The sequence below is a fragment of the Curvibacter sp. CHRR-16 genome, assembly GCF_018474005.1.
In the GTDB taxonomy this organism is placed as follows: Bacteria; Pseudomonadota; Gammaproteobacteria; order Burkholderiales; family Burkholderiaceae_C; genus Allorhodoferax.
The window spans coordinates 314,948-336,211 of the sequence record NZ_JAHCSH010000005.1 but is presented as its reverse complement, the minus strand read 5'-3'; the positions used below and the strand labels follow the sequence as shown (position 1 = coordinate 336,211).

Genomic DNA, 21,264 nt, shown 5'->3' with positions numbered 1-21,264 from the left:
CGAATGCCTGAACGAGCACTGGTTCACCAGCTTGCAGCATGCCCGAGTGGTCGTTGAATCCTGGCGCAGGGAATACAACGAAGAAAGGCCTAAGAGATCCCTTGGCGGTTTGACGCCGTCAGCCTACGCCAAGACGTTGATGCAAAACCAGTTAAATTAACCCCGGACTCCAAAGCCCAGTGCTACTGAAAACGGGGGGACGTCGGTGCCTCCTGGGGAAAGAAACCGCTTTCCAAAAACGATGTAGCTATCTCGTCCAGCGTCCAGCCTTGCATCACCTCAAGAATCTTGTCCTGCTTGAGAGTCTTGGAGGCGACCTTTCGCCCGAGCCGCGGGTTTGTCGGATCGAGGTACAACTCGTCTACTGACGCGTATTCAATTTTTGTGGCCATATGAGTTCTCTAAAAATACCTACCATCTCGCACGTCTAAGGAGTGGTCTTATTGTCGCGCCACATTTCGTGGCCCCAAGCTTATCAGTGCATTTGATTCACAAGATGCTAATCGCTACCACCACTTACCGCATAGCGCCCGCTTGGCGGCTGGATTCGTCAGCACAATGCAGCCCCCTAAGCCTCAAGAACGAAAAATTGGAAGACGTGCTTGACCTGTCCCAATTGCATTTCCCTCCGCATCGGCTAAGCCAATGCACCCATGCGCCATGCTAGATTGCCGGGATGTTCAAATTCTTCCAACGCCTCGTTAATCCATTCCCCGACGAACTACCAGCCAAGCCACCCACCCGGTTTTGGCCGTTTATGTGGGCTGCCACCCAAGGAGTGCGGCCCTATCTGCTGGGCATGACGCTCATGACCGCGCTCATTGGCATGTTTGAGGCATGGTTGTTTGCCATGCTGGGCAGTTTGGTCGATTGGCTGGCGCGTGTACCTGCCGATCAGTGGTGGGCGCAAGAGGGGCCGCGTTTGCTCGGCATTGCAGTACTGTTGCTGAGCAGTGTGGGGGCGGTGGCTTTGCAGACCCTGTTCAAGCACCAAAGTCTGGCGGGCAACTTTCCCATGCGCATGCGCTGGAATTTCCACCGCCTCATGCTGGGGCAAAGCCTGTCGTTTTACCAAGACGAGTTTGCTGGCCGCGTGGCCGCCAAGGTGATGCAAACTGCCTTGGCAGTGCGCGATGTGTGGATGACGCTGAGTGACATTTTGGTCTTTGTCATCATCTATTTCATCACTTTACTGGCGGTGCTGGGCAGCTTTGACCACTGGATGTTGCTGCCTTTGCTGGGGTGGTTGGGCCTGTATGTGCTGGGCATGCGTTTTTTTGTACCACGGCTGGCGCAGGTGGCCAAAAACCAGGCCGATGCGCGTTCCCTCATGACGGGGCGTATCACCGATGCGTACACCAATATCACCACCGTCAAGCTGTTTGCGCACGATGCCCGCGAAGCCGCCCACGCCAAGGGCGCTATGCACGAGTTTTTGGGCACAGTACATGCCCAAATGCGCTTGGTCAGTTGGTTTGAAATCACCATCCACGCCCTGTCTATGCTGCTGGTCATTGGCATCACTGGCGTGGCGCTGTGGCGCTGGTCGCTCAGTTTGGTGGGTGTGGGGGCCGTAGCAGCGGCCACGGCCATGGCGTTGCGGCTCAATGGGCTGTCGCACTGGATCATGTGGGAGATGGCCATGCTCTTTGAGCACGTTGGCACAGTGCAAGACGGTATGGCCACGCTGTCGCGTGAGCGCAAGGTGCTTGACGCCCCCCATGCCAAACCGCTGCAGGTGCAACGCGGCGAACTGCGGCTGGAGCAGGTGTGCTTTCGCTACGGGCCAGAGGCGCGGCGCGTGGTGGATGGGCTGGATTTGACCATTCACCCCGGTGAAAAGATCGGTTTGGTGGGGCGCTCCGGCGCGGGCAAGAGCACGGTGCTGAACCTGTTGCTGCGCTTTTATGACTTGGAGTCCGGCCGTATCCTGATTGACGGGCAAGACATTGCCACCGCCACGCAGGACAGTTTGCGCGCCCAAATTGGCATGGTGACGCAAGATACCTCGCTCTTGCACCGCTCGGTGCGTGAGAATATTTTGTATGGCCGCCCCGACGCAGGCGACGACGCCTTGCGTGCTGCAGCCGCTCGGGCCGAGGCCGATGGTTTTATCGCCCAGCTAACCGATCCGCAGGGGCGCAGTGGCTACGACGCGCAAGTGGGCGAGCGGGGTGTCAAGCTCTCTGGCGGGCAGCGCCAGCGCATTGCCATTGCCCGCGTCATGCTCAAGGACGCGCCTATTTTGCTGCTGGACGAAGCCACCAGCGCCTTGGACAGCGAGGTGGAGGTGGCCATCCAAGACAGCCTGTACAAACTGATGGAGGGCAAGACCGTGGTGGCTATTGCGCACCGTTTGTCCACCATCATGGCCATGGACAGGTTGATCGTCATGGACGAAGGCCGCATTGTGGAGCAGGGTACGCACGAACAGTTGCTGCAGGCAGGCGGTATTTACGCTCGGCTGTGGGCTCACCAAAGTGGTGGCTTTCTGGCGGATAAAATCGAGGGCTAACCCCCTTTATCCCCAACTAGGCCACCACCGTGACCCTGCACATCTCTACCCTGGAGGGCGGCAATGCCCTTAGCGCGTTCCGTAGCCAGCAACTTCTGCCCGCACTGCAAGCCATCCACCCCAAGATAGAGGCCATCAGCGCCCGTTTTGTGCACTTGGTGGCGTCTGAAACAGCCATCAGCGCCGCCCAACATGAGCAGCTGCAAGCGCTGCTGACCTATGGTGATCCGTACACCGCCAGCGTGCAAACTACCGACGCAGTGCTGGTGGTCAGCCCCCGTTTTGGCACGGTCAGTCCTTGGGCCTCTAAGGCGACCGACATTGCCCACAACTGCGGCTTGGCCGTGCGCCGTATCGAGCGTTTGGTGGAATACCGCTTGCACTTTGACAGCAGCTTTGTCGCGGGTGTGGCCAGTGCAGTACTGGGTAAGCCTGTGGGCAAACCCAGCCTGAGCCCTGAGCAACTGCAGCAAGCCGCCGCACTCTTGCACGACCGCATGACCGAGAGCGTAGTGACCGCCCGCAGCCAAGCGCTGGAGTTGTTTACCCCTCTGTCGCCAGTGCCCATGGAGCATGTGGACGTTTTGGGTGGTGGTCGCGCCGCGCTGGAAACGGCCAACACGCAGTTTGGTTTGGCGCTGGCCGATGACGAAATCGACTACTTGGTGGCCGCCTTCACCAAGCTGGGCCGCAACCCCACCGATGTGGAGTTGATGATGTTTGCGCAGGCCAACAGCGAGCACTGCCGCCACAAAATCTTCAACGCCCAGTTCACCATCGACGGCCAAGCGCAGGACAAGAGCCTGTTTGGCATGATCCGCCACACCCACCAGACCAGCCCGCAGCACACGGTGGTGGCGTACTCGGACAACGCTTCCATCATGGAAGGCCACCAGGTGCAGCGCTTCATGGCCAAGGCCGGGCTAACACCCGAAGCCTCCCCGCAGTACCAGGCTGAGAGCGCGCTGCAACACGTGCTCATGAAGGTGGAAACGCACAACCACCCCACGGCCATCAGTCCATTCCCAGGGGCGTCCACCGGTGCGGGGGGGGAGATCCGCGACGAAGGCGCGACAGGCCGTGGTTCCAAGCCCAAGGCGGGCTTGAGCGGCTTTACCGTCTCCAAGCTGTGGGGTAGCACCGTGGGCAAGCCCGAGCACATTGCCAGCCCGCTGCAAATCATGATCGAGGGCCCCTTGGGCGGCGCGGCGTTCAACAACGAGTTTGGCCGCCCCAACTTGGCGGGCTACTTCCGCGAGTACGAGCAAACCGCTGCGTCCAATGTGGACACCATCGAGCGCGGTTACCACAAGCCCATCATGATCGCGGGCGGCGTGGGCACCATCGACGCCAAGCTGACGCACAAGATTGAATTTCCCGCCGGTACGCTGCTCATTCAACTGGGCGGCCCCGGTATGCGCATCGGCATGGGCGGCGGCGCGGCCAGCTCCATGGCCACGGGTGCCAACGCCGCTGAGCTGGACTTTGACTCTGTGCAGCGCGGCAACCCCGAGATAGAGCGCCGTGCGCAAGAGGTCATCAACCACTGCTGGGCGCTGGGCGATAAAAACCCCATTTTGGCCATCCACGACGTGGGCGCTGGCGGTTTGTCCAACGCCTTCCCCGAGTTGACCAACGACGCAGGCCGTGGCGCCCGCTTTGACCTGCGCGCCGTACCGCTGGAAGAGTCCGGCTTGGCCCCCAAAGAAATCTGGTGCAACGAGAGCCAAGAGCGCTACGTCATGGCCATCGCGCCCGAGTCGCTGGAGCAGTTCAAAGCCTTCTGCGAACGCGAGCGCTGCCCCTTTGCGGTGGTGGGGGTTGCCACCGAAGAGCGTGAATTGGTGCTGGAAGACAAAGGGAACGAATCCCCCGTCCACATGCCCATGGACGTGCTGCTGGGCAAACCACCCAAAATGCACCGCAACGTGCAAACGGTGGAGCGCCAGTTCGCGCCGCTCAATCTGGAAGGCGTAGCGCTGCAGCAAGCCGTGATCGACGTGCTGGCCCACCCCACGGTGGCGAGCAAGCGTTTCCTCATCACCATCGGTGACCGTACCGTGGGTGGCCTGACCCACCGCGACCAGATGGTCGGCCCTTGGCAAGTGCCCGTGGCCGACGTGGCCGTGACCTTGGCCGACTACAGCGGCTTTGCTGGCGAAGCCATGAGCATGGGCGAGCGCACTCCGCTGGCCACCCTGGACGCACCCGCATCGGGCCGCATGGCGGTGGCCGAAGCCATTACCAACCTGTTGGCAGCGCCTATCGAGCTGCCACGGGTCAAGCTGTCGGCCAACTGGATGGCCGCTTGCGGCGAACCCGGTGAAGACGCGGCGCTGTACGCCACCGTCAAGGCCGTGGGCATGGAACTGTGCCCGGCGTTGGGCGTGTCCATCCCTGTGGGCAAGGACAGCCTGTCCATGCGCACCCAGTGGAAGGCCGAGGACGGCAGCGCGCGCAAGGTCACATCGCCCGTGTCGCTCATCGTCAGCGCCTTTGCCAGCGTGACCGACGTGCGTGGCACGCTCACGCCGCAGCTGGACGCCGCACAAGACAGCACGCTCATCCTCATCGACCTGGGCCAAGGCCAAAACCGCATGGGCGGCAGCATCTTGGCGCAGGTGCTCAGCCAAGTGGGCGACCAAGCGCCTGACTTGGACGATCCGCAACTGCTGGTCAAACTGGTCAATGCCATCAACGCGCTGCGCCGCCAAAACCTGCTGCTGGCTTACCACGACCGCGCCGACGGCGGCCTGCTGGCCTCGGTGGCTGAAATGGCCTTTGCCGGCCATGTGGGCGTGGCGCTGAATGTGGACATGCTGGTCACCGAAGGCGACGGCATCAGCGACAGCCGCATGGACACGGGCGACAGCAAAAACTGGGCAAGCCAAGTGGCCGCCCGCCGTGACGAACTGACGCTCAAGGCCTTGTTCAACGAAGAGTTGGGTGCGGTCATCCAAGTGCGTGCGGACCAGCGCGACGCCGTGCTGGCCGTGCTGCGCGAGCATGGCCTGTCTCGCCACAGCCACGTGATTGGCAAAACCCGTCCCGACCACGACACCGTGGATGCGGGCAAGGGCGAGCTGCAGGTGTGGCGCGATGCCAAGAGCATTTTCAAAGCCAGCCTGAGCGACTTGCACCAAGTGTGGGATGCCGTGAGCTGGAAGATTTGCCAGCAGCGCGACAACCCTGCCTGTGCCGATGCCGAGCACAGCGCCGCTGGTGCGCCAGCCGACCCTGGTATGCATGTTTACCTGCCTGAGAGCGTGACCGCTTTACTGCAACAAGCCCCTGCTGTGCTGAGCAGCCGCCCCAAAGTGGCGGTGCTGCGTGAGCAGGGCGTGAACTCCCACGTGGAAATGGCCTACGCCTTCACCGAAGCAGGTTTTGACGCTTACGACGTGCACATGACCGACCTGCAAACTGGCCGCGCCCAACTGCGCGACTTTGCGGGGGTGGTGGCCTGCGGTGGCTTTAGCTACGGCGACACCTTGGGCGCTGGCATTGGCTGGGCGCGTTCCATCACTTTCCACGCCGGGCTGCGCGAGCAGTTCGAGGCTTTCTTTGCCCGCCAAGATACTTTTGGTCTGGGCGTGTGCAACGGCTGCCAGATGTTTGCCGAGTTGGCCGACATCATCCCCGGCGCGCAAGACTGGCCGCGCTTTACCACCAACCAAAGCGAGCGCTTTGAGGCGCGCCTGAGCTTGGTGGAAGTGCTGGAGTCTCCCAGCATCTTCTTCAGCGGCTTGGCCGGTATGCGCTTGCCCATTGCCGTGGCGCACGGCGAGGGCTATGCCAACTTCAAGTACCGTGGCAACGCGGACAAGGCGATTGCCGCCATGCGCTACGTGGACAACAGCGGCGCGCCGACCGAGGTCTACCCGTTCAACCCCAACGGCAGCGCGGGCGGTTTGACGGCGGTGACCACGGCCAATGGCCGCTTCACCGCCATGATGCCGCACCCCGAGCGCGTGTTCCGCAACGTGCAAATGAGCTGGACTAGCCTCGATAAGAGCGAGTTCAGCCCCTGGATGCAGTTGTGGCGCAACGCCCGCAAATGGGTGGCTTAAGCCTGCCGGTGCCAGCAAAAAGAAAGGGGCCGCAAGGCCCCTTTTTCATGTGTGTCGCGAAGAGACGCTGATTACCCCGCCTGAATCGCCCCGTTGCGTACCACCCAGTTGGTTTTCCAGTGCTTGGCCCATTTTTCGGCCAGTTGGGCAAAGGTGCCGTCTTGCTTCATGGCGTCCAGCGCATCTTGCCAGCTGCGCACCACCGCAGGATCGGTGGCTTTGGACATGCCGATGAACAAGCGGGTGACGAACAGGTCGCACGCGGGTTCAAAGTCCTCCGCGCTTAAGCCCGCTTCACGGGCCATCACGGGCAAGTCAGTATCCGTCATGGTAATGGCGGTGACTTTGCCATCGAGGAGCTTACGGAAGATGGTCGGCCAGTCGTTGGAGTAGTCGAGGTTGGTGAAGTCTTTGCTGACCAAGAACTGCTCTTTGGAGTCACCACCCAATACGCCGATGCTCGGCAGTTTGCGGGCGTCGTACAGGCTCTTGATGGTGATGCCGCTGCCTTTTTTCACATACAGGATGGAGTTGCTGTTGACCAAGGGGCCGACCCACGCGAACACGTTTTCCCGTGTGGGCGTGCGGGCCATGGAGTAGAGCGCCACATTGGGGTCTTTTTTCATGGACTCGACCGTGCGCTCCCACGAGGTGATTTCCAATTCCGCCTTGTGGCCAGTGCGCTTGAGGATTTCACGCACCACATCGGGCGAGAAGCCTTTGACATCGTTGCCGCTGGCTTCGTTTTTGTTGGCCGAGTCGGTGAAGTTGAACGGCGGCTCGTGCGCGGTAACCACTTTGATCTGCACGCCAGCAGTGGAGGCTGCACTGCGGCTGCTGTGGTCGGCAATGGCGGCATGCACAATGGGTTTGGCCACCAAGGGGCGGGTGGCGCGGGCCACTGGCAGGGCAGGGAGCTGATCGGGGGAGGGCAAGCCCGCCACCTGCATGTGGGCTGCTGCTTGGCGCAGTTGCTGGGTGTATTCCTGCAACTGGGTGGCATCGTTGATGGCTTGCTGCAGCACTTGCACGTGGTTTTGGTTGACTGCATCCAAGTGGTGAATCACCTCGCGCAACTGGCCCAAACTCTGGGTTTGCGCTTCGTTGGAACTGGTAATGCCATCCATCAACTGCGTCACTTGGCGCGAACTGGCGGCGATTTCGTCCATGGAGGTGCTGACCTGATCGGCCAGTTTGGCGCTGGCGGCGATTTTTTGCACCGAGTCGGTGATGAGTGCCTTGATCTCTTTGGCGGCGCTGGCCGAGCGCTGTGCCAAGTGGCGCACTTCGCTGGCCACCACGGCAAAGCCTTTGCCTTGTTCACCAGCACGGGCGGCTTCTACGGCGGCGTTCAGAGCCAGGATGTTGGTTTGGAAGGCTATGCCATCGATCACGCCGATGATGTCATTGATCTTGCCCGAGGACTCACTGAGCGCGTCCATGGTGCGTGTCATTTCGTGCACCACGGCGGTGCCTTGCTCGGCCACGTTGGTGGAGAAGGAAATGCTCTGCTGAGCATCTTTGGCGTGCGCGGCGTGCATGCGCACTTTGTCTTGCATGTGGCCCAGTACATCGTTGCCTTGTTGCAGCAGTTCGCTTTGCTGGCCTAAGCTGTTGGCCACTTCCAGGTTATTGCTGGCCAAGCGCACGGTTTCGGTGGCCACGGTTTCCACCTGGCTGCGTATTTCGCTCGCCAAGTCGGCCAAACGGTTTTGCATGGTTTGCAGGCTGGCCATGGCTGAACCTGTGGCTACCAAACCTGGCTGTGGCGCATGCGACATTTGCCAGTGGCCTTGGGTGACCTGTTGGGCCAATGTTTGTACCGCTGCTGGCGTTGCCCCCAACGAACGTAGCCACGTTTGGCGTATAATGGTAATTGACGCTATCGTTAGCGTAGCGGTAAAAAATAAAGCCACCGTGGCATGCGTCCATGCCGACTCCAGTGCTGCCAGTGTCTCTTTTCCTGCAGGAGCGGTACTGACACTGTGCAGCTGCAGCATGGCCATGAGCAACCACAACCAGCTTACAAACAAGGCAGTGCCCCAGATGGCAGTGCTGCGCCCAGATACGTTGGTTGGAGTGGGGCTGAAATCTGGGATGGGCATTCGTGTCCTCGGTCATGAAATGTTCACTCTAACGGGGGATTGTAGGGCGTGAATTAATGCAAAGCGGCTAAGAACTGCTGTAATTCTGCAGTCTGCGGGTTGGTAAAAAGTTCGCTGGGGTGGCCCATCTCGTGGATGCGACCGGCGTGCATAAAGACCACGCGATCAGCCACTTTTTTGGCAAAGCCCATTTCGTGGGTGACCATGATGAGCGTCATGCCTTCCTCAGCCAGTTGTTCCACTACGCGCAGCACTTCGCCCACCAGTTCAGGATCCAAGGCCGAGGTGATTTCGTCACACAACACCACGCTGGGGTTCATGGCCAGTGCACGGGCAATGGCTACGCGTTGCTGCTGACCGCCCGACAGTTGGTCGGGCCATGCATCGAACTTGTCTTGCAAGCCCACGCGCGCCAGCAGTTGGCGTGCTTGTTCTTGGGCTTGCGTTTTGTCGCTGTGTTTGACCAGCGTGGGGGCCAGCATGACGTTGCGCCCGGCACTGAGGTGCGGAAAGAGGTGAAAGCCCTGAAAAATCATGCCCACCTTCTGGCGCAGTGCCAACATGGCTTTTTTGTCCTTGTGTTGCAGCGCTTGCTGGGCTACTTGCAGACTGCCACCACCGAAGGTTTCCAGTCCGTTGATGCAGCGCAGCAAGGTACTTTTGCCCGAGCCGCTTTTGCCAATGATGACCACGACTTCGCCGGGCTGCACGTCCAGATCGATGCCCTTGAGCACTTGGTTGCTGCCAAAGTGCTTGGTGAGCTGGCGGATGGAGACGATGGGTTCAGTGGGCACGGCGCAATTTCCTCTCAAGCATGCGACTGCAGGCCGACAGGGGCCAGCACAAAACAAAATAGAACAAGGCCACGCAGGCGTACACCTTGAATGGGGCAAAGGTGGCGTTGCTGATCATGGAACCCGCTTTGGTCAGCTCCACAAAGCCAATGACCGAGGCCAAGGCGGTGCCTTTGATGACCTGCACCAAAAAGCCCACGGTAGGCGCAATGGCGATGCGCAGGGCCTGCGGCCCCACCACATGGCGCAGCGTCTGCCCCATGTCCAGCGCCAAGCTTTGGGCGGCTTCCCACTGGCCACGGGGGATGGCTTGCACGCAACCGCGCCAAATGTCGGTCATGTAGGCGCTGCTGTAGAGCGTGAGCGCCAGTGCAGCAGCCGTCCAAGCAGACACATCCAGCCCCGCCAATGACAGGCCAAAGTAAGCCAAAAATAACTGCATGAGCAGGGGGGTGCCTTGGAAAAGCTGGATGTAAGCATCCAAGCCACGCTGCACCCAAGCCGCGCCGCGCAGGCGCGCCAGCAGCAGAGCCAAGCCCACCGCAGCACCGCCTACAAAGGCCAGCAGCGATAAATAAACCGTCCACTGTGCGGCTATCAGCAGGTTGCGCACTATGTCCCAGAGGGTGAATTCGACCATGCTCAAGTCCTCCGTTGGCTGGGGGCGTGGCCCAGCAAAAACCGCGGCCCTGCCCAGTTGAGCAGTTTGCGCACGGCAATGGCCAGCAGCAGGTAAATGGCCGTGACGATGAGGTAGGACTCAAACGCGCGGAAGTTGCGGCTTTGGATCAGGTTGGCCACGTAGCTCACCTCGGGGGTGGAGATTTGTCCGCACACCGCAGAGCCCAGCATGACGATGATGATTTGCCCCACCAGCGCAGGCCAGACCCGTGCCAGAGCAGGTGGCAGCACCACATGCACAAAGGTTTGCCAGCCGTTCATGGCCAGGCTGTGGGCGGCTTCTATTTGCCCTTTGGGCGTGGCTTCGATGCCAGCCCGGGTGATCTCGGCGGTGTAGGCCCCCAAGTTGATGATCATGGCCAGTACCGAGGCGATCTCGGGTGTGAGGCGCAAGCCCAGACTGGGCAAGCCGAAAAACAAAAAGAATAGCTGCACCACGAACGGCGTGTTGCGGATCAGCTCCACGTAGGTCGCCACCAGCCAAGCCAGTGGCTTGGGGCCGTTGGCGCGCGCCCATCCGGCGGCTACGCCCAACGAGCAGCCCAGGGTGGCGCTGATGCCCGTGAGCAGCAGCGTCACGCCCGCCCCACGCAATAGCTGGGGCCACTCCACCAAAACGGCGGCAAAGTCCAGTTGCACCATGGCTTATTCGGGCAGGGTGCCAGCGGGGCGGCTCAGCCACTTCTGGGCCAGCTTGTCCAATTCGCCAGCCGATTTGGCCGCGACAATGATTTCGTTGACCTTCAGGCGCAGCTTGTCTTCACCCTTGGCTACGCCAATGAAGTTGGGCGAGTCTTTGAGTGTGAATTTGTACTCAGCACCCAGTTGTGGGTTGCGCGCCATCATGTTGCCAGCCACCGAGGCACCAGTGGCCAGCACTTGCACTTGGCCCGACACAAAGGCGGCCACAGTGGCGTTGTTGTCTTCAAAGCGTTTGATGTCGGCGTTGGCCGGGGCAATCTTGGTCAACTCCAAGTCTTCGATTGCACCACGGGTCACGGCCACTGTCTTGCCGCTCAGGTCGGCTACGCCCTTGATGGCGACCGACTTGTTGGCAAACACGGCTTGAAAGAAAGGCGAGTAAGCGGCGGTGAAGTCGATGACCTTCTCACGCTCTGGGTTCTTGCCCAGGGTGGAGATGACCAAATCGGCTTTGCCGGTTTGCAGATAAGGGATGCGGTTGGCGCTGGTCACGGGCACCAGTTCAATCTTGACGCCCAGCTTGGTGGCGATCAGCTTGGCCATGTCGATGTCCAAACCTTGGGGTTGGAGATCAACACCGACAAAGCCATAGGGGGGAAAGTCGGTAGGGATGGCGATGGTGATTTGCTTTTTGCCCATCACACGGGTCAGAGCGTCATCAGCCCAAGCTGACCCACTGGCCACCAAACCCAATAAACCCAAAGAAGCGATCAGCGCGCGGCGTTGCAACATAAATACCTTTCCATTCTTTCAATTGCGAAGAAAACACGGTGCTTGCTAAGCAAGGGCTGTGCCATCTTGGTGCATGCCGCCTGGCAGACCATAGGGCAAGGCTATTGAATAGATTTAATTAATTGAGTTGAGCATATTGATAGGTCGATCAAGAATAAGCGCACCTTCACACAAGGAGCTGCCATGAAACCCTTTAGCCAGATAGATCCACACACCGACTTGCAAGAGTCCAGTGGGTGGTTCCGCTTAGCGACCATGCTGGCCTGTATGGCTTTGGCTTACTGAGCGTGTCGCGTTCTTTTTCATATTCCACAACTACCCGCAGGAGCACCCCATGGACCACAAAACCAGCACTTCCGGCCAATGCCCCGTGATGCACGGCGCCAATGCCACGGCCACCCACGCCAACCAAGCCCAAGCTTGGTGGCCGCAATCGCTCAACCTGGACATCCTCCACCAGCACGACAGCAAGACCAACCCGCTGCCCAGCTTGAACTACCGCGAGGAAGTGAAAAAACTCGACGTTGCCGCGCTCAAGAAAGACCTGACCGCCTTGATGACCGATAGCCAGCCTTGGTGGCCTGCAGACTGGGGTCACTACGGTGGCTTGATGATCCGCATGGCCTGGCACGCTGCAGGCACTTACCGCATAGCCGATGGGCGCGGTGGTGCCGGCACGGGCAACCAGCGCTTTGCCCCCCTCAATTCGTGGCCTGACAACGGCAACTTGGACAAAGCACGCCGCTTGCTCTGGCCCATTAAGAAAAAATACGGCAATCGCATCAGTTGGGCCGACCTGATCGTTCTGGCGGGCAACGTGGCCTACGAATCCATGGGCTTCAAGACCTTTGGCTTTGCTTTTGGCCGTGAAGACATTTGGCACCCCGAGAAAGACATTTACTGGGGCTCTGAAAAAGAATGGCTGGCCAAGAGCGGCGGGGAGGGCAGCCGCTACAGCGGTGAGCGCGAACTGGAGAATCCGCTCGCTGCGGTGATGATGGGCCTCATTTACGTGAACCCCGAAGGCGTGGACGGCAAGCCTGACCCACTCAAAACCGCCCAAGACATGCGCGTGACATTCGCCCGCATGGCCATGAATGACGAAGAAACCGTTGCACTGACCGCTGGCGGCCACACCGTTGGTAAAGCCCACGGCAACGGCGATGCGGGCAAACTCGGCCCAGCACCCGAAGGCGCTGACATTGCCGACCAAGGCTTTGGTTGGATGAACCACCAAGGCCGTGGCGTAGGCCGCGACACCGTGACCAGCGGTATAGAGGGCGCATGGACGACTCACCCCACGCAATGGGACAACGGTTACTTCAAGATGCTGCTCAGCCACGACTGGGAGCTGACCAAGAGCCCGGCAGGCGCATGGCAGTACAAGCCCGTGCAAATCCGCAGCGAAGACATGCCCGTGGACGTGGAAGACCCCAGCATCCGCACCATGCCCGTCATGACCGATGCCGACATGGCGCTCAAGTTCGACCCAGCGTACCGCAAGATTTCCGAGCGTTTCGCTGCCGATCAGGCTTACTTTGACGACGTGTTTGCCCGCGCTTGGTTCAAGCTGACCCACCGTGACATGGGGCCCAAAGCCCGCTACATAGGCCCCGAAGTGCCCAAGGAAGACCTTATTTGGCAAGACCCTGTGCCAGCCGGTTCACGCACCTATGACATGGCGGCTGTGAAGGCCCAGATTGCCGCTGCTGGTTTCACGGTGGCGGAACTGGTCAGTACCGCGTGGGACAGCGCCCGCACCTACCGCAGCTCGGACCACCGTGGCGGTGCCAACGGAGCGCGCATACGCCTGGCCCCGCAAAAAGACTGGGCTGGCAACGAGCCACCACGTCTGGCCAAGGTGCTGGCCGTGTACGAGCAGATTGCAGCCAGCACGGGTGCCAGCGTGGCCGATGTGATCGTGCTCGGTGGCAACGTGGGCGTGGAGCAAGCTGCCCAAGCAGCGGGTTTTTCCGTGGGCGTGCCGTTTGCCCCTGGACGCGGTGACGCCAGTCCAGCGCAGACCGATGCCGAGTCGTTTGCTGTGCTCGAACCCGTGGCCGATGGTTTCCGCAACTGGCTCAAACAGCACTACGCCGTCAAACCGGAAGAACTGCTGCTAGACCGCGCCCAGTTGATGGGGCTGACTGCGGCGGAAATGACGGTGTTGCTGGGAGGCATGCGTGTGCTGGGCACCAACCACGGCGGCAGCTTGCATGGCGTGTTCACCGACCGCCCCGGTGTGCTGAGCAACGACTTTTTCGTCAACCTGACCGACATGAACTACAGCTGGAAGCCCACCGGGCGCAACAGCTACGACATCGTCGAGCGCAGCAGCGGCAAAACCAAGTGGACGGCTACACGGGTGGATTTGGTGTTTGGCTCCAACTCGATTCTGCGTGCCTACGCCGAGGTGTATGCCCAAGACGACAACCGCGAAAAAATGGTCAAGGACTTTGTCGCCGCTTGGGTCAAGGTCATGAACGCGGATCGTTTTGATCTGTAAGCCGCGCTAGAAGCATTAGCCCTTTGTCTCTGTTGTGCCAACACAGAGCAGGGGGCTTTGATGCTTTCGCCATTCCCTCAGACTTCGTCGTCTGTCTCGGTGTCTAGTGCGCGCCCTTTCATAGCCCGTTGCACCGCTTGCTCTATGGCATCCAGTACATGGGCCTGTACCCGCTCGGCAAAGCGCTTGCGGCGGTTGTTCGACAGCGTGCCCCCGTTTTGGTGGATGGTCACAATCAGCGTGCTCAGGTCGCTGTTGCGCAGGTCGTAGCGCGCATCTATGTAGCGCTGTACCCGGTCAAACAGCGCCAAGAACTCCACTTCCTCACGCAAGTGCGTACTCAGCGAAGCCTGCGCCATCTCCAGCGTAAAGGCCACCGCCTCGGTCAAGTCCATGGTTCTGAACCAAATGGCTGCGCCGCTCGCCCACTCGTAGCTGTAGTGCTCATCCCCCGCCCACTGCACTTCGCACAGCGCACGCGCCGGTTTGCTAAATGCCGTTAGCGCCTGCAAATAGGCGCTTTCGTGCCGCTTCATGGACACCGAGATAGGCAACAAAAACTGCTGTGGCAGCAAGCCAGACTGTCCCAAGCAGTGGTGAATTAAAAAGCGCGACAAACGCCCATTGCCATCCATAAACGGGTGAATAAACACAAAAGCAAACGACACCACTGCTGCGTGAACCAGTGCATCCAGCGTTGCGGGGCGTTGATTGCCAAAACGCATCAACCCCTGCATCAGCTGCGCAGCCAAATCCGGCGCAGGTGGCACATACGTCACACCAGCAGCGCCCCGCACGTCGCGTTGCAGGCGATTTTGCTCGGTGCGGAACTGCACCGCCTTGTCAAACGGATTGGATATGGCTGCGTTTTGCAGCTCCACCAGCATCTCCTGTGTGATGGGGCGCTGATCATGTGCACGCCGCAGTAGTGCTGCAAATAAAGTGGCCTTGCTGTGGCTGGGTGCCTCGCCCTCTATGGCAAACGAGCCTTCCGTCTCACTCAGGTAGGCCCATGCCAATGCCCGCTCCAACATCGCTTGCCCTACCGACTGGGCAAACACCTGCGCCTGTTGCAGTATGTTTTGCTGCACCAGCTCCGCTATAGCAGGCGTCTTGCGCACAACTGGGCAAAAGTCCCACTCACCCAAGCCGTTGTACTCCATGCGCCAACGCGAGTCCCGCTGGGGCGACCCTACAAAATAGGCATCCGGGTCAAACAGCGGCACATAAGCTGCCGCCACCTGCAGCGCATCCAAGCCCGGTAACTTGCGCCCGTGCCAGCGCTCCCACAAATAGCCCAGCTTGCGCCCATACATGCTGTTGGGGGCGGCCAGCACCAGTGCCGACAAGTCTTGCGGCGACACCTGCTGCAGCGTGTGCAGTAGCAGCCCCAACTCAACTCCCTCGTACTTGAGGGCGAACAGTGCGTGTTGCAGCAGGGTAGGCTCAGGCTTTAGCTTGTGCGGTACCAGCAAACTGCCATCGGCAGCACGCTCGACACGGCTTATCGATGCCAACCGTGCCCGCCGCGCACCCAAAAAGTCAGGGGCTGCCAGTGCGCTCTGTATCCAAGCGTAGCCAACTTCACTCATTTCTGCACAGTCCCTTTAGCAAGAAAAAATCTTCAGGATTTTGAAATTATTATCAGAAACTGGAAATTTCAAGATTTTTTCTTTAGATTCTTGGTTGACTGTTCGATACAACATGTTATGCGATGAGCATGTCGAACTTGCAGATGGCACCAGCCTTGGCTGCAGGCTGTGGCACACTCGCGCCCTTGTTTTTTAACCACCTTTGTCAGCTCTATGGTGATGCAATCCATCGTTGCGCAGATCGCGCAAGAACTCCAGGTCCGTGTGGCCCAAGTCGAAGCCGCTGTGGCTTTGCTGGACGGCGGGGCTACCGTGCCGTTTATTGCCCGCTACCGCAAAGAAGTAACTGGCGGGCTGGACGATGTGCAGTTGCGCGAGCTGGACACGCGCTTGGGCTACCTGCGCGAGCTGACCGAGCGCAAGCAAGCGGTGCTCAAGAGCATCGAGGAGCAGGGCAAGCTCACCCCCGCGCTGGTGGCCGCAGTGGCCGCCGCCGCGACCAAGCAAGAGGTGGAAGACATTTACCTGCCCTTCAAGCCCAAGCGCCGCACCAAGGGCATGATTGCCCGCGAAGCAGGCATTGAACCACTGGCCGATGCACTGCTGGCCAACCCTGCGCTGAACCCACAAGACGCTGCCCAGCCCTATGTGCTGGCTGCCAAGACCGAAGCCGGGGACGACTTCACCACCGTGCAAGCGGTGCTGGACGGGGTGCGCGACATCCTGAGCGAGCGCTGGGCCGAAGACCCAGCGCTGGTGCAAGACCTGCGCGAATGGCTGTGGACGGAAGGCCTGCTGCAAAGCAAGCTGATGGCTGGCAAGAACGAGAACGACCCCGATGTGGCCAAGTTCCGCGACTATTTCGACTACGACGAGCCCATTGGCCGCGTACCCAGCCACCGGGCGCTGGCGGTGTTCCGGGGCAGGGCGCAAGATATTTTGGATGTGAAGCTCATCACACCTGAGGCTATTTCGGCTGCAGAGCCCGTGGGACAAGCTGTGGCAGCTACAAAAAGAATAGCAAGCCAACCCTCTTTGGCCGAAGGCCGCATCGCCCTCAAGCTGGGCTGGAGCCACCAAGGCCGCGCCGCCGACGACCTGCTGCGCAAGTGCGTGGCGTGGACATGGAAGGTGAAATTGAGCCTCTCGACCGAGCGCGACTTGTTCACCCGCCTGCGCGAGGAGGCGGAGAAGGTGGCGATTAAGGTGTTTGGCGACAACCTGCGCGACCTGCTGCTGGCGGCTCCCGCTGGCCCGCGTGTGGTGATGGGCTTGGATCCCGGCATCCGCACGGGCGTGAAGGTGGCCGTGGTCGATGCCACGGGCAAGCTGGTGGATACCGCCACCGTCTACCCCCATGAGCCCAAGCGCGACTGGGAAGGCTCCCTCTTCACGCTGGCCAAGCTGTGCGAAAAGCACGGCGTGAACCTGATCGCCATTGGCAACGGCACCGCCAGCCGCGAGACCGACAAGCTGGCTGCAGACCTCATCAAGCTAGCGGCCAAGGCCGAGCGCACCATCGAGAAAGTGGTGGTGAGCGAGGCAGGGGCGTCGGTGTACAGCGCGTCCGAGTTTGCCAGCCAAGAAATGCCCGATGTGGACGTGAGCCTGCGCGGTGCGGCCTCCATTGCCCGCCGCCTGCAAGACCCGCTGGCCGAGCTGGTGAAGATTGACCCCAAGAGCATTGGCGTGGGCCAGTACCAGCACGACGTGAACCAGAGCGAGCTGGCGCGCACGCTGGACGCGGTGGTGGAAGATTGCGTGAACTCGGTCGGCGTAGACCTGAACACGGCCAGCGTGCCGCTGCTCAGCCGCGTGTCGGGCCTGTCGGGCACTGTCGCCAAGGCGGTGGTGCGCTGGCGCGAGTCCAACGGCGCGTTTGGCAGCCGCCAGGATTTGCTCAAGGTGACGGGCCTGGGGCCCAAGACCTTTGAACAAGCGGCGGGCTTTTTGCGCATTCGCGGCGGCAGCAACCCGCTGGACATGACGGGCGTTCACCCCGAAACCTATCCGGTGGTGGAGCAAATTTTGAGCAAGACGGGGGGCAAACCCATTACCGAGGTGATGGGCCGCGCCGACATGCTCAAAACCCTGCGCCCAGAGCTGTTTGCCAACGAGCAGTTTGGCGTGATCACGGTCAAAGACATTTTGGGTGAGCTGGAAAAACCCGGCCGCGACCCGCGCCCGGACTTCAAGGTGGCGCGCTTCAACGACGGCGTGGAAGACATCGTCGACCTCAAGGAAGGCATGGTCTTGGAAGGCACCGTGAGCAACGTGGCGCAGTTTGGGGCCTTTGTGGACTTGGGCGTGCACCAAGACGGACTGGTGCACGTGAGCCAGTTGGCGCACAAGTTTGTGAACGATGCACGCGAGGTGGTCAAGACGGGCGACATCGTGAAAGTGCAGGTGCTGGAAGTGGATGTGGCGCGCAAGCGCATTTCGCTGTCCATGAAGATTGGGGCCGCCCCAGCGGGCAGCCGCGATGGTGCTGGACGCGGTGACCGTGGTGGTGACAACCGCTACCAACCCGCCAGCCGCAACGAGCGCAGCCACGGCGGTGGCAAGCAGGGGCGCGACGATGGGGCAGGCCAATCGGCCATGGCGGCTGCTTTTGCCAAGCTCAAGCGCTAAGATGGGGTGATGTCTTTCTATTGAGCGGCCATGCAACTCGACCAACTGCTGCAACAGCCTTTCACCATACCCAGCGTACCCAAGGTGGTGGCGCTGTTGCTCAACGAGTTGGGCAAGCCGCATATAGACCTCAACCGCATCAACCAACTGATCAGCACCGATCCAGCGCTGACAGCGCGCCTGCTGCGACTGGCCAATAGCGATGCCTTTGGCATGCAGGCGGAGGTGGGCAGTGTCACGCAGGCCTTGGCGCTGCTGGACTTGAGCCACGTACGCACCATGGCGCAAGAGGCGGCCAGTGCCGCCTCGCTCAAGGCGGTGCCGGGTATCGTGCTGCAAGAGTTTTGGCATTACAGCCTGCATGTGGCGCGCTTATCGCGCAGTTTGGCTGGGCTGTCGCGCCAAAACCCGCAGCACGCCTTCACCGCTGGTTTGCTGCACGCCATGGGTGAATTGGGCATGCACCTGAATATCCCTGCGGTGTGCGCAGAAATCAGTAACCACGCAGCACCTCTGGATTTGCGCCGTACCCACTACGAGCGCCACAAGCTGGGCTACTGCTTTGCGGCGGTGAGTGCTGGCTATGCCGAGCAGTGGGGATTGCCACAGGCCATCGTGGATGCACTGGAGCATCAGCCGGCGCCCTTTGACCACGGGGTTTATGAGCCGTTGGCAGGGGTCATCCATTTGGCCACCTGGCGCGCCCGTGCCGAGTTGGCGCAGTTGTCCGAAAAAGCCATTGTGGTGAGCTACCCCGATACCGTGGGTGTTGCGCTGGGTTTGAACTTGGAAACGGTGATGCGCCAAGACCCGTTTGACTGGATTGTTCACTCCTGATGTTTTGATTCCCTATGCATGCCCTGAATCTGTATGCTGGCCCCAAGGCCCTGCGCCGCTTGCAGCAAGAAGGGCTGCAGCCCCATATGGTGCGCACCGTGGCCGCTGCGGCGGGCGGCCCCAAGGGGCTGATGCTGGGGCGGCTGGATCGTTTTATTTTTGGCCATTGGTTGGCCAACAGTGCGCAACCCGTTGATTTGATAGGTGCATCCATTGGCTCATGGCGCATGGCAGCGGCCTGTATGGGTGATGTAGAGGCCGCATTTGAGCGCTTGGAGCACGACTACATCCACCAGCACTACGAACTGGAGCCGGGGCAAAAGCGCGTGCCTGCGTCCGTTGTGACACGTGACTTTGCCCAAGAATTGCACGGCTTTTTCAGCGCTGGGCAAGTGGAGCAGTTGTTGCAGCACCCGCGCTGGCGCTTGCACGTGGTCACATCGCGCGGACGGCATGTGCTGGGGCGTGAGCAGCGCTGGCGCACGCCAGCGGGCTATCTGGGGGCCTTTGTCAGCAATGCCGTACACCGCCGCGCCTTGGGCGTGTGGCTGGAGCGGGTGGTGTTTTCTGCTGGGCAATCGCCCCTGCCATTTGTGGCGAGCGACTATCCCACCCGCCACCTGGCGCTGCAGCCGCACAACTTTCACGCAGCCGTGCTGGCCAGTTGCTCCATCCCGTTTTACTTGCAGGCGGTGCACCATATACCGGGTGCGCCGACAGGGGCCTACTGGGACGGTGGCATTACCGACTACCACCTGCACCTGAACTACGCCGCGCAGTCCGATGGACTGGTGCTGTACCCGCATTTCCAGCGCCACGTGGTGCCAGGCTGGCTGGACAAAGCCCTGCGCTGGCGGCACAAGGCCACGCATTTTTTGGACACCACGCTCTTGCTGGCACCCAACCCGGCGTGGGTAGCACAGTTGCCCGGTGGCAAGCTGCCCGATCGCACCGACTTCATGCGCTTTGGCAACGATTGGCAAGGCCGCGCCAAGCTCTGGCAAGAGGCGGTGGCGGCCAGTCAGCAGTTGGCCGATGAATTCGCCCAATGGGTGCACCAGCCCGACATGGGCCGTGTGCAAGCCCTGTAAGCCGCACCGTATTTGCTATGGGACACCACCCCAATCCCCACGCTTTGCTCAGCCCTGCCATGCGCGGAGTGCTAGAGCGCTTGCACCGCGTAGAGCGCGTGCCCATGCAGGCCATGACGCCGCAGCAAGCTCGCGCCGCCTATGCCGCTGCAGCCAATGTGCTGGAGCCTGCCGTGCAAAAAATCCAGCGTGTGCAAGACATTAGCTTGCCCATGCGCGATGGCAGCCCAATTGCTGCCCGCGTGTACGCCGATGTGCCGGGTGTGCTGCCCGTGCTGGTGTACTTCCATGGCGGCGGCTTTGTGGTGGGGGGCTTGGACACGCACGATGGCTTGTGCCGCCGTTTGGCGCATTTGTCGGGCTGTGCGGTGGTGTCGGTGGACTACCGATTGGCACCGGAGCACCGCTTTCCCACCGCGTTTGAGGACGCATGGGACAGCGTGCAAGCCATTGGCCAGCTTGGCAGCCAGTGGGCGCTGGATGGGCAGCGCATGGCGGTGGGCGGCGACAGTGCAGGGGGCACGCTGGCGGCAGCCTGTGCCATTGCCGCGCGCGATGCCGGTGTGCCTCTGGCGCTGCAGTTGCTGCTCTACCCGGGGCTGATGGGGCACCAAAACAGTGCCTCGCACCACCAGTTTGCCAAGGGCTTTTTGCTCGATGCCGATTTGGTGACGTATTTTTTTGAGCAATACATCCGCAGCCCAGCCGACCGCAATGACTGGCGCTTTGCCCCACTGGATGGGGTGACAGACGATGGCTTGGAGGCCGACTTGAGCGGCGTGGCCCCGGTATGGATGGGCTTGGCCGAATGCGACCCGCTAGTGGATGAAGGAATTGCCTACGCCGACAAGCTGCGCATGGCCGGGGTGCCAGTGGAGCTGGAAATCTACCGCGGTGTGGTGCACGAGTTCATGAAAATGGGCCGTGCCATTGCCACGGCCCAGCAAGCACACCAAGAGGCTGCCAAGGCGCTGCGGCAAGCCTTGGGCTGAAGGGTGTCTCAGGGGA

At 60.8% G+C, this 21,264-nt stretch carries 14 protein-coding genes and 2 pseudogenes; 8 read left to right on the top strand and 8 right to left on the bottom strand.

Translation table 11 applies throughout. The features are described 5' to 3' along the window. Positions 1 to 170, top strand: a pseudogene (locus KIK84_RS13330) (integrase core domain-containing protein); the annotation flags it as partial. Positions 171 to 182: 12 nt separating this feature from the next. Here KIK84_RS13330 and KIK84_RS13325 read toward each other — a convergent pair. Then, positions 183 to 392 (bottom strand): hypothetical protein, encoded by a 210-nt coding sequence (locus KIK84_RS13325; protein ID WP_214123583.1) that lies wholly within the window; start codon positions 390 to 392, stop codon positions 183 to 185. Between the two features lie 284 nt (positions 393 to 676). Between KIK84_RS13325 and KIK84_RS13320 the strand changes: the two genes are divergently transcribed. Continuing rightward, positions 677 to 2,515, top strand: coding sequence for an ABC transporter ATP-binding protein (locus KIK84_RS13320; protein ID WP_214123582.1), 1,839 nt, complete (start codon positions 677 to 679; stop codon positions 2,513 to 2,515). Positions 2,516 to 2,544: 29 nt separating this feature from the next. Next, positions 2,545 to 6,585, top strand: a complete 4,041-nt coding sequence (purL, locus tag KIK84_RS13315; protein WP_214123581.1) for a phosphoribosylformylglycinamidine synthase — start codon at positions 2,545 to 2,547, stop codon at positions 6,583 to 6,585. Positions 6,586 to 6,656: 71 nt separating this feature from the next. On the opposite strand, the gene KIK84_RS17005 is transcribed toward purL, so the two are convergent. The 6 genes and pseudogenes from KIK84_RS17005 to KIK84_RS13290 all read right to left on the bottom strand — a co-directional run bounded on the left by KIK84_RS17005 (position 6,657) and on the right by KIK84_RS13290 (position 11,599). Then, positions 6,657 to 7,712 (bottom strand): substrate-binding periplasmic protein, encoded by a 1,056-nt coding sequence (locus KIK84_RS17005; RefSeq protein ID WP_502757561.1) that lies wholly within the window; start codon positions 7,710 to 7,712, stop codon positions 6,657 to 6,659. After that, a pseudogene (locus KIK84_RS17000) lies at positions 7,689 to 8,126 on the bottom strand (methyl-accepting chemotaxis protein); the annotation flags it as partial. The gene KIK84_RS17005 and the pseudogene KIK84_RS17000, both read right to left, overlap by 24 nt. A 617-nt stretch (positions 8,127 to 8,743) precedes the next feature. Next, entirely contained in the window at positions 8,744 to 9,484 is a 741-nt protein-coding gene (locus KIK84_RS13305) for an amino acid ABC transporter ATP-binding protein (protein WP_349815931.1), read from the bottom strand. Further along, entirely contained in the window at positions 9,474 to 10,124 is a 651-nt protein-coding gene (locus KIK84_RS13300; protein WP_214123579.1) for an amino acid ABC transporter permease, read from the bottom strand. The genes KIK84_RS13305 and KIK84_RS13300 overlap by 11 nt, the downstream gene beginning before the upstream one ends. A 2-nt stretch (positions 10,125 to 10,126) precedes the next feature. Then, complete coding sequence (locus tag KIK84_RS13295) at positions 10,127 to 10,807, bottom strand: amino acid ABC transporter permease (RefSeq protein ID WP_214123578.1); 681 nt, start codon at positions 10,805 to 10,807, stop codon at positions 10,127 to 10,129. 3 nt (positions 10,808 to 10,810) lie between these two features. Beyond that, complete coding sequence (locus tag KIK84_RS13290; RefSeq protein ID WP_214123577.1) at positions 10,811 to 11,599, bottom strand: transporter substrate-binding domain-containing protein; 789 nt, start codon at positions 11,597 to 11,599, stop codon at positions 10,811 to 10,813. Positions 11,600 to 11,933: 334 nt separating this feature from the next. Here KIK84_RS13290 and katG point away from each other — a divergent pair, with 334 nt between their 5' ends. After that, positions 11,934 to 14,105, top strand: a complete 2,172-nt coding sequence (gene katG, locus KIK84_RS13285; RefSeq protein ID WP_214123576.1) for a catalase/peroxidase HPI — start codon at positions 11,934 to 11,936, stop codon at positions 14,103 to 14,105. A gap of 77 nt (positions 14,106 to 14,182) precedes the next feature. Here the strand turns inward: katG and KIK84_RS13280 are convergent, their stop codons facing one another. Continuing rightward, the gene (locus tag KIK84_RS13280; protein WP_214123575.1) at positions 14,183 to 15,697 is read right to left on the bottom strand and encodes a Fic family protein; all 1,515 of its coding nucleotides are present in this window, start codon (positions 15,695 to 15,697) and stop codon (positions 14,183 to 14,185) included. Positions 15,698 to 15,916: 219 nt separating this feature from the next. On the opposite strand from KIK84_RS13280, the gene KIK84_RS13275 reads away from it, so the two are divergent. From KIK84_RS13275 to KIK84_RS13260, 4 genes are read left to right on the top strand one after another with little or no spacing between them, the layout of a single operon-like run. Next, entirely contained in the window at positions 15,917 to 18,328 is a 2,412-nt protein-coding gene (locus tag KIK84_RS13275; RefSeq protein ID WP_214123574.1) for a Tex family protein, read from the top strand. Positions 18,329 to 18,358: 30 nt separating this feature from the next. Next, positions 18,359 to 19,165, top strand: coding sequence for an HDOD domain-containing protein (locus KIK84_RS13270; RefSeq protein WP_214123573.1), 807 nt, complete (start codon positions 18,359 to 18,361; stop codon positions 19,163 to 19,165). 14 nt (positions 19,166 to 19,179) lie between these two features. Next, the gene (locus tag KIK84_RS13265; RefSeq protein ID WP_214123572.1) at positions 19,180 to 20,256 is read left to right on the top strand and encodes a patatin-like phospholipase domain-containing protein; all 1,077 of its coding nucleotides are present in this window, start codon (positions 19,180 to 19,182) and stop codon (positions 20,254 to 20,256) included. Between the two features lie 17 nt (positions 20,257 to 20,273). Then, complete coding sequence (locus KIK84_RS13260) at positions 20,274 to 21,248, top strand: alpha/beta hydrolase (RefSeq protein WP_214123571.1); 975 nt, start codon at positions 20,274 to 20,276, stop codon at positions 21,246 to 21,248. Positions 21,249 to 21,264: the final 16 nt, after the last annotated feature.

Bases quoted from the DNA above. Each gene is read 5' to 3' on its own strand.
- KIK84_RS13325 (WP_214123583.1), bottom strand. From the start codon at position 392: ATGGCCACAAAAATTGAATACGCGTCAGTAGACGAGTTGTACCTCGAT.
- KIK84_RS13320 (WP_214123582.1), top strand. From the start codon at position 677: ATGTTCAAATTCTTCCAACGCCTCGTTAATCCATTCCCCGACGAACTA.
- KIK84_RS17005 (WP_502757561.1), bottom strand. From the start codon at position 7,712: ATGGATGGCATTACCAGTTCCAACGAAGCGCAAACCCAGAGTTTGGGC.
- KIK84_RS13300 (WP_214123579.1), bottom strand. From the start codon at position 10,124: ATGGTCGAATTCACCCTCTGGGACATAGTGCGCAACCTGCTGATAGCC.
- KIK84_RS13295 (WP_214123578.1), bottom strand. From the start codon at position 10,807: ATGGTGCAACTGGACTTTGCCGCCGTTTTGGTGGAGTGGCCCCAGCTA.
- KIK84_RS13290 (WP_214123577.1), bottom strand. From the start codon at position 11,599: ATGTTGCAACGCCGCGCGCTGATCGCTTCTTTGGGTTTATTGGGTTTG.
- katG (WP_214123576.1), top strand. From the start codon at position 11,934: ATGGACCACAAAACCAGCACTTCCGGCCAATGCCCCGTGATGCACGGC.
- KIK84_RS13280 (WP_214123575.1), bottom strand. From the start codon at position 15,697: ATGAGTGAAGTTGGCTACGCTTGGATACAGAGCGCACTGGCAGCCCCT.
- KIK84_RS13275 (WP_214123574.1), top strand. From the start codon at position 15,917: ATGCAATCCATCGTTGCGCAGATCGCGCAAGAACTCCAGGTCCGTGTG.
- KIK84_RS13270 (WP_214123573.1), top strand. From the start codon at position 18,359: ATGCAACTCGACCAACTGCTGCAACAGCCTTTCACCATACCCAGCGTA.
- KIK84_RS13265 (WP_214123572.1), top strand. From the start codon at position 19,180: ATGCATGCCCTGAATCTGTATGCTGGCCCCAAGGCCCTGCGCCGCTTG.
- KIK84_RS13260 (WP_214123571.1), top strand. From the start codon at position 20,274: ATGGGACACCACCCCAATCCCCACGCTTTGCTCAGCCCTGCCATGCGC.